General features: G+C 44.2%; 10 protein-coding genes. All 10 read left to right on the top strand.

From position 1 onward, the window contains the following. Positions 1-100 precede the first annotated feature (100 nt). Entirely contained in the window at positions 101-484 is a 384-nt protein-coding gene (gene rpsM, locus RMO55_RS20035) for a 30S ribosomal protein S13 (protein ID WP_295616778.1), read from the top strand. Positions 485-696: 212 nt separating this feature from the next. Next, positions 697-1092 (top strand): 30S ribosomal protein S11, encoded by a 396-nt coding sequence (rpsK, locus tag RMO55_RS20040; protein ID WP_295616775.1) that lies wholly within the window; start codon positions 697-699, stop codon positions 1090-1092. Positions 1093-1248: 156 nt separating this feature from the next. Next, entirely contained in the window at positions 1249-2232 is a 984-nt protein-coding gene (locus RMO55_RS20045; RefSeq protein ID WP_310411379.1) for a DNA-directed RNA polymerase subunit alpha, read from the top strand. 213 nt (positions 2233-2445) lie between these two features. Further along, positions 2446-2796: a 50S ribosomal protein L17 gene (gene rplQ, locus RMO55_RS20050; RefSeq protein WP_310429613.1), complete on the top strand. Its 351-nt coding sequence runs from the start codon at positions 2446-2448 to the stop codon at positions 2794-2796. A gap of 34 nt (positions 2797-2830) precedes the next feature. Next, positions 2831-3679, top strand: coding sequence for a tRNA pseudouridine(38-40) synthase TruA (truA, locus tag RMO55_RS20055; RefSeq protein ID WP_310429615.1), 849 nt, complete (start codon positions 2831-2833; stop codon positions 3677-3679). A gap of 76 nt (positions 3680-3755) precedes the next feature. Beyond that, positions 3756-4208 carry a 50S ribosomal protein L13 gene (gene rplM, locus RMO55_RS20060; protein ID WP_310429617.1) on the top strand — a complete coding sequence of 151 codons (453 nt, stop codon included), beginning with the start codon at positions 3756-3758 and terminating at the stop codon, positions 4206-4208. A 2-nt stretch (positions 4209-4210) separates the two neighbouring features. Further along, positions 4211-4618, top strand: coding sequence for a 30S ribosomal protein S9 (rpsI, locus tag RMO55_RS20065; RefSeq protein WP_396134421.1), 408 nt, complete (start codon positions 4211-4213; stop codon positions 4616-4618). A gap of 255 nt (positions 4619-4873) precedes the next feature. Beyond that, positions 4874-5116, top strand: a complete 243-nt coding sequence (gene rpmE, locus RMO55_RS20070; protein WP_310429619.1) for a 50S ribosomal protein L31 — start codon at positions 4874-4876, stop codon at positions 5114-5116. Positions 5117-5318: 202 nt separating this feature from the next. Then, a complete protein-coding gene (locus tag RMO55_RS20075; protein ID WP_310429621.1) occupies positions 5319-6629 on the top strand; it encodes a leucine-rich repeat domain-containing protein in 1311 nt (436 codons plus the stop codon). Positions 6630-6804: 175 nt separating this feature from the next. Continuing rightward, the gene (prfA, locus tag RMO55_RS20080; protein ID WP_310429623.1) at positions 6805-7902 is read left to right on the top strand and encodes a peptide chain release factor 1; all 1098 of its coding nucleotides are present in this window, start codon (positions 6805-6807) and stop codon (positions 7900-7902) included. Positions 7903-8054: the final 152 nt, after the last annotated feature.

The raw sequence follows: 8054 nt of genomic DNA on the forward strand, positions 1-8054 counted from the left end.
TGAGAGTAAAGGATTGGGCGAGTTGCGCTAGTTCCAAACCGAACCCTTTCATAGAGCCATCGATTCGAGATCGAGATCAAAGTATAGTGGAGAAACAAGTGTGGCACGGATAGCAGGCGTAGACCTCCCTCGCGACAAGCGGGTGGAAATCGGTCTCACATACATCTTTGGAATCGGGTTAACCCGCGCCAAAGAAGTAATAGCAAAGACGGGTGTAAATCCTGATACACGAGTTAAGGATTTATCAGATGCTGAAGTTACCCTCCTGCGGGAACGGGTAGAAGGCGATTATCAGATCGAAGGCGATTTACGTCGCTGGGAATCGATGAACATCAAGCGATTGGTAGACATCGGCTCCTATCGCGGACGCAGACACCGGATGGGTTTACCAGTTCGCGGTCAACGTACTCGGACAAATGCACGTACACGTCGCGGTCGTCGCGCAACAGTCGCCGGGAAGAAAAAAGCTCCAGGCAAGAAATAACATGGTTCGGTGGTTGTGGCAACCCAGAAATAGCCAATTGGCGATTAGTAGCCTCTGTTGTTGCTTTTCGCCAATTAGTGTGTCTAAACCCGTTATCACAGCTACGCTTTGGTCTATATTAACCAAGCAAATCGAACTATCGAATTTCTCAAAGATACACAGTTGATGTTTTCATCGATTACCTCATTGATATTTCAAATACATAGACCGACATGGCTCGACAACCTAGTAAAAAGACTGGACCAAAAAAGCAGAAGCGCAACGTTCCAAACGGCGTAGCTTACATCCAGTCAACATTCAACAATACGATCGTCACGATCTCTGATGCTAATGGAGACGTAATCTCCTGGGCATCTAGCGGATCTAGTGGCTTCAAAGGCGCGAAAAAAGGGACTCCATTTGCAGCTCAAACCGCCGCAGAAAGTGCTGGCAAGCGGGCAATGGATCAAGGTATGCGTCAACTGGAAGTGATGGTCAGCGGGCCTGGTGCGGGTCGTGAAACAGCGATTCGTGCCCTCCAAGGTGCAGGGTTAGAAATAACTCTAATTCGCGATGTCACTCCAATTCCACATAATGGTTGCCGTCCACCAAAAAGACGGAGAGTCTAGATTAATTATTTTTAGTTTGTAGGATCTACGCTGGCGATTGCTAGTGTTAGTAATTATGAATTATTAGTTGTTATGTTAGAGAAGATGTGTTGGCTATCTAGCTGTCATCTGAAAAAAGTTTAAAGTTAAGTACAAACTGGGTAGGGAGGTCACTCTGTGGCGCAGTTTCAGATCGAGTGTGTCGAGTCTAAGACGGAGTCAAATCAAAGTCAATATAGTAAGTTTATCCTGGAGCCTCTCGATCGAGGACAAGGTGTAACGATCGGCAACTCATTACGTCGGGTATTATTGTCCAACTTAGAAGGGACATGTATTACTGCGGTACGAGTAGCTGGATTAATTAAAGACGAAAAAGCTGGTGTCAAGCCAGGTACGGTCAACCATGAGTTTGCTAGCTTAGTTGGTGTTCGCCAGGACGTTTTAGAACTTCTGCTGAACATGAAAGAAGTCAAGCTCAAAAGTTACACCTCTCAACCGCAAATCGGGCGATTGAATGTAACTGGGCCAGCCGAAGTTACAACTGCTGATTTTGAATTACCTTCAGAAGTAGAAGTTGTCGATCCCAACCAGTATGTGGCGACAGTCGCAGCAGGTGGGAAGTTGGAGATGGAATTTAGAATCGAACGTGGCAAGGGCTATCGGTCGGTAGACAAATTCCGCGAACATGGTCTAGCAATGGACATGCTCCAAATCGACGCTGTATTTATGCCTGTTACTCAGGTTAACTACACTACTGAAGATGTGCGAATCGATGGCGCAGTTGAAAAAGATCGGTTAATTCTGGAAATCTGGACTAATGGTAGTCTGACACCTCAAGAAGCACTGAGTGAATCCGCCAAGATTTTGGTCGATCTGCTCAATCCGCTCAAGGATATCAGCTTGGAATCTTTCCAGCCAGAATATGCCGATGAAGAAGATCCTTCTAATCAAATTCCGATTGAGGAGCTAAATCTCTCCGTTAGAGCATACAACTGCTTGAAACGAGCACAAATTAACTCGGTTTCCGATCTGATGGGTTACACCCAAGAAGATCTCTTAGAAATCAAGAATTTCGGTCTCAAGTCCGCTGAGGAGGTTATCGAAGCTCTCGAAAAGCGACTGGGGATCAAACTCCCCCACGATAAATCAGTGAAAGTCTGAGAAGATCGGGGCGCAGTATTAGCGATCGAATAGTGATTTTGGTAATACCGATTACCAACACAAACTCGAACAAATCGCGACTTGCTGTATCGCAAGACCCCAAGGGAGTTTGATCGTAAAAGCATCAAGAGTTGCTGTTAAAAGTACCTCGATAAAAGCATCAAGAGCTACTGTCAAGTAGCTCGATGATTAGTAAAACCAAGGAGAAATATAATGCGTCATCGCTGTCGCGTGGCAATGCTGGGTAGACCAGCCGACCAACGGAAAGCACTGTTACGGTCTTTGACAACCGAACTCATTCGCCACGGTCGTATCACAACAACTCTGGTCAAAGCGAAAGCTATGCGCCCAGCAGTTGAAAAAATGGTTACACTAGCCAAATCTGGCACTCTATCAGCTCGTCGTCAAGCTCTAGGCTATATCTACGACCAAGATTTAGTTCACGCTTTATTTGAGTCAGCACCAGAACGCTACGGCAATCGCCAAGGTGGTTACACTCGCGTCGTGCGGACTGTTCCCCGTCGTGGTGACAATGCAGAAATGGCAATTATCGAACTGATGTAGAGCCAATCGATGGTTCTCTGTTAATTGTGAAGCAATGGCTAAGAAAAAGCACCAACTCATAACTAACAGTCAGACTGAACGTGTTGCTCTAGTTATTCAGTACTCAGGTGCAAACCTGTGTGGTTGGCAAAAGCAACCGCATGGTTACGGGCGGACAGTCCAGTCCGAAGTAGAGAAAGCGATCGAAAAGTTTCTCGGTCAACACGTGGAAATCTATGGCGCAGGTCGCACCGATAGCGGTGTCCATGCAGCGGCGCAAGTCGCCCATTTCGATGATCCTAGTGTGATCCCCGCCACCAGTTGGGCAACAGCAATCAACAATCGGTTGCCAGATGATATCCTCATCCGTGCTTCCGCTCCTGTTGCTGATGATTGGCACGCTCGTTTCTCCGCCAAATATCGACGGTATCGGTACACCATTTATACGAATCGACATCCGAATTTGTTTGTCCGTCCTTATACCTGGCATTATTACCACGAACCGCTCGATATCGCGCTGATGCAAGCCGCCGTAGCACCGATGCTCGGCACCCATCATCTAGGTGCTTTCCATCGGACTGATTCTAGCAGATCTCATTCCTGGGTTGAAGTTCAGGATGTGAGCTGTCAGCAGTCAGGGGACTTCATCCAGATCGAAATTCAAGCCAATGGATTTCTGTATGGCATGGTACGACTGCTAGTTGGGATGTTAGTCAGAGTGGGAAATGGCGATTTATCGCTCGCTGATTTTACCGAAATCTGGAAAAACGACCAACGCGGCGAAGTCCACCATTCAGCAACGGCGAAAGGGCTATGTTTACTCCGAGTCGGATATGCAGATTTCCCTTTTCCTGAGTCAGTCTGGTACGATACCCAACCTCAATTTCTGTTACATCAAAGTTAGTTATATTTATAGCTCTACTCAATTACAAACGTTGGGTTGAGCGTAGCAAAACCCAACCTACAACTGATATAAGATCGTGGAAAAAACATACTTACCACCAACCAATAATACGGCTGATGCCAAGTGGTACATCATCGACGCAGCCGACCAACGCCTCGGTCGTCTAGCTAGCCAAGTCGCAATGGTATTGCGTGGCAAAAACAAACCTACCTATACTCCTCACATCGATACTGGCGATTTCGTCATTATCATCAATGCTGAGAAAGTCCAGGTGACTGGTAAAAAAAGCACTCAGAAAGTCTACAGAAGACACTCTGGTCGTCCAGGCGGGATGAAAACGGAAGTTTTCGCCAAATTGCAAGTCCGAATCCCTGAGCGGATTATCGAACAAGCTGTCAAAGGCATGTTGCCCAAGAATTCTATGGGCAAACACCTATTCACCAAGATGAACGTCTACGCAGGCACCCAGCACCCTCATGCTGCTCAAAAACCTGAAGTCTTGGTTATCAACACTATTCCTAAAGCATAATCATGGTAGAAGCAAGCAAAAAGGCAGTTTACTGGGGTACAGGTCGTCGGAAATCCGCGATCGCTCGTGTCCGTCTCGTGCCTGGTACTGGTAAACTAGTAGTCAACGGCAGAACTGGCGAAGACTATTTCAACTTTCAAAGTGGCTATATCTCCGCAGCGAGATCTCCATTAGAAACTCTCGGTTTAGAAGCTGAATACGATATCCTCGTTAACGCCCACGGTGGTGGTTTAACTGGACAATCCGACGCAGTTAAACTAGGTGTAGCTCGTGCGCTGTGCGAACTCGATCCTAACAACCGTAAACCTCTCAAAGTTGAAGGTTACTTAACTCGTGACCCACGTTGTGTCGAGCGGAAGAAGTACGGTCTGCACAAAGCCCGCAAAGCTCCTCAATACTCGAAACGTTAAAATTGTTTTGTTTGTTAGTTATTTCGTTAGGCTGAGACAGCGATTAAAATTGCCGCTCAGACCGCAAAGTCCGCCCGTCTTGACTCGCTAAACCGTCGGGGAACCCCACGAGCGTGAGCCGCACGCGGACTAAGAGAATGGGAATAGCATGATAAAAACAAACATTAACTGATTAACAATTAATTATCAGGGGTGAAAGTATCCGTTCAAACCAAACCCCTAATACCTAACACCTAATACCTAACACCTAAGATTGTGGCAAAAGCTGATATTCATCCTACTTGGTACCCAGAAGCCAAAGTTTATTGCAACGGTGAAGTTGTAATGACAGTTGGTTCGACTCAACCAGAACTCCGTGTAGACGTATGGTCTGGCAATCATCCCTTTTACACTGGGACACAGAAAATCATTGATACAGAAGGTCGAGTCGATCGATTCCTCAAAAAATACGGGATGTTGGACACTACTGCTCCTGTGGAAACTCCTGCTGCTGAATAGCAAAGTTAATCTAAGAAACCTAGAGATGCGATTTATTTAATTTCGTGTCTCTAGGTTTTTCAATATTTGAAAAGCGTGTGGAGCTAGATGGAGTTTATACTTGGTAGGCTAAACGGCAGACCCAAAAGAGGAATGTAGTCAGATGAGCGCGACAACTGTAGAATTATCACAATTAATCGATAAAATTGCACCGAATTCAACAGTGCTAGATTTGCGTGGCTACGGACTTGAAGCTCTGCCAGAAAATATTGGCGATCTTACCTATTTAACCAAGTTAAATCTTAATGGCAATCGTCTCACCAGTTTGCCAGAGAGCATCGGCAATCTGACTAATTTAACCGAACTCTATCTAAATGGTCATAAACTAACAAACCTACCCGAAAGCATCGGTAATCTCACTAATTTGACCAGGTTGGATTTGAATGGTGGTTCTCTAAGCTCCTTGCCAGATGCGATTGCTAATCTCATTAATTTAAAAGTACTTAAACTCAGTAATAATCAGTTCGACCACATACCAGAGATTCTTTTTCACATACCTAAGTTCAAGGAAATACATTTACGCGATAACCCTTTAAATGATATCTCTAATTTAAAACATGTTCCCGCATTAAATATTACTCGCTGTTATTTGCATTCGGAATTTAAGATTAGCAGAAAACCAGGTACTATTCGAGTTGATATTGGAGACAAATATTTAGACTTAATTTTCTCAAGATTAGATAGTTTTATAAATATAGTTATTAGCCATTATGGTTCGCGTTGTATCTATGCAGACAAGGATGCTGTTCATTTAGTGGTACAAGAAAATATCGATCGCTTTTTGTCATATTTAAGTAAGTTGCCAAAACTAGCTAATTTCTCTTGGGAAGCAGAGATATATCCACCATTTTTAAATTCAAGTGAAGAGCCAATCAATAGATGGGGTTCAAGGCTTGATGAAATAATAATACGTTTGTATTCTTGGCTAAACTCTTGCGATCTATACATTTCTGGCAGACACCTAAAATACTTACCTGAGAGTTTGTCTAAGATCGAAAGTTTAAAATCAATACGATTTGGATTTAATTTATTGCAAGATTTATCTATTTTAAATCAATTACCAAATCTAAGTAGTGTTAATTTCCTCAATGCAGATCTACCTCGTCGCTATTGGACTAAGTTGAGCGAATGGAAGCCAGAGTGGTTGTTAGATGAAAATAATACTGAAATCAGGCGGAGGATAATAGATCGAGTTGGCTATGAAAAAATCTGTGAAGTACTCAACGCAACAAAAATTGATACTTGGCGAGAATATGTATTGTTAAAGATAGACGATTTTCAGCCAGTTTTTGAACAGCAAACATGGCCTCAGAAACCTGTCGGTAAAGAACCAATCGTATTACTGAAGATGACTTGTCCGTCAACGGGGCACATTCACATACTGAGAATACCGCCAGAGATGACTAGTGCGGAAGATGCGATCGTCTGGGTCAATCATGGTATTCATCCCGATCGATTTACTGTGCAAACATAATTTATATTTTGACCTTGTAATTTTAAATCATTATTCTCTAACTATTATTTTAACTAATTATGCGTTTATTTATTCTCTATCACTTCTATCACTTCTAGCGATACTTACTTAATATTCAACCACAAGTCTTGGGTTGAGCAGAGCGAAACCAAACCTACACCTACCCTCTAAAACAATGGCAGAATCATATTTACTCGATAAACTCAAATCCGTCGAACAAACATTTCACGAACTCACTCGTAAGCTCGGAGATCCAGATATTGCCAGAGATGCAAGTGAAATGCAACGGATCGGCAAAGCTCGCGCATCTCTGGAAGAAGTTGTCGAAACCTTTGAAATCTGGAAACAAGTTCAAGAGGACATCATTACAACTCGCCAACTTGTCAAAGATTCGGGCAACGATCTCGAACTGCAAGAAATGGCGACAATCGAAGCTGGAGAACTTGAAGCCAAAAGCGACGAACTCGAAAGCAAACTCAAAGTTTTACTCCTACCTAAAGATCCTAATGATGAACGCAACATCATGTTGGAAATTCGGGCAGGTACGGGTGGCGATGAAGCCGGAATCTGGGCTGGCGATTTAGTACGCATGTATTCTCGCTACGCGGAAACCCAAAACTGGAAAGTTTTTCTAGTCAGTGAATCTCTGGCTGAAATGGGCGGATTTAAAGAAGCCGTACTGGAGATTAAAGGCGATCGAGTCTACAGCCAACTCAAATTTGAAGCTGGCGTACATCGGGTGCAACGGGTACCATTAACCGAATCTGGTGGACGGGTGCATACATCCACCGCGACTGTCGCTATTATGCCGGAAGTTGATGAAGTCGAGATCTTCATCGATCCTAAGGATATCGAAATGAGTACCGCTCGATCGGGTGGTGCTGGTGGACAAAACGTGAACAAAGTAGAAACCGCCGCCGATTTATTCCACAAACCTACTGGAATTCGGATTTTCTGTACCGAAGAACGTTCTCAACGCCAGAACAAAGAACGCGCCATGCAAATTCTGCGGGCTAAATTGTACGATATCAAACTGCGCGAACAACAAGAAGAAGTAACTTCCATGCGTCGCTCCCAAGTTGGAACCGGATCTCGATCGGAAAAAATTCGCACCTATAATTATAAAGATAACCGCGCCACCGACCACCGACTCGGACATAATTTCGGTCTAGAGAAGGTGCTATCTGGCGATCTGGAGGAGGTAATTCAAAGTTGTATTTCCCAAGACCAACAAGAGCGTTTAGCCGAGTTAGCAGCCTCTACAGGTGGCTAAATTAAACAGTAACATTAGAGCTAAAAATCGATGAATACAGTACGAGGCGATCTGATTGAATTAGCCAAAGCTGGAGCATTTGATGTCATCATTCAGGGTTGCAATTGTCAATGTCGAATGGGGCGGGGGATTGCTCTAACTATTAAGCAGCA

The organism is Chamaesiphon sp. VAR_48_metabat_135_sub (genome assembly GCF_031418915.1).
GTDB lineage: Bacteria > Cyanobacteriota > Cyanobacteriia > Cyanobacteriales > Chamaesiphonaceae > Chamaesiphon.

Excerpts from the sequence above, each read along its gene's own strand:
- rpsK (WP_295616775.1), top strand. The coding sequence starts at position 697 with ATGGCTCGACAACCTAGTAAAAAGACTGGACCAAAAAAGCAGAAGCGC.
- rplQ (WP_310429613.1), top strand. The coding sequence starts at position 2,446 with ATGCGTCATCGCTGTCGCGTGGCAATGCTGGGTAGACCAGCCGACCAA.
- truA (WP_310429615.1), top strand. The coding sequence starts at position 2,831 with ATGGCTAAGAAAAAGCACCAACTCATAACTAACAGTCAGACTGAACGT.
- rpsI (WP_396134421.1), top strand. The coding sequence starts at position 4,211 with ATGGTAGAAGCAAGCAAAAAGGCAGTTTACTGGGGTACAGGTCGTCGG.
- prfA (WP_310429623.1), top strand. The coding sequence starts at position 6,805 with ATGGCAGAATCATATTTACTCGATAAACTCAAATCCGTCGAACAAACA.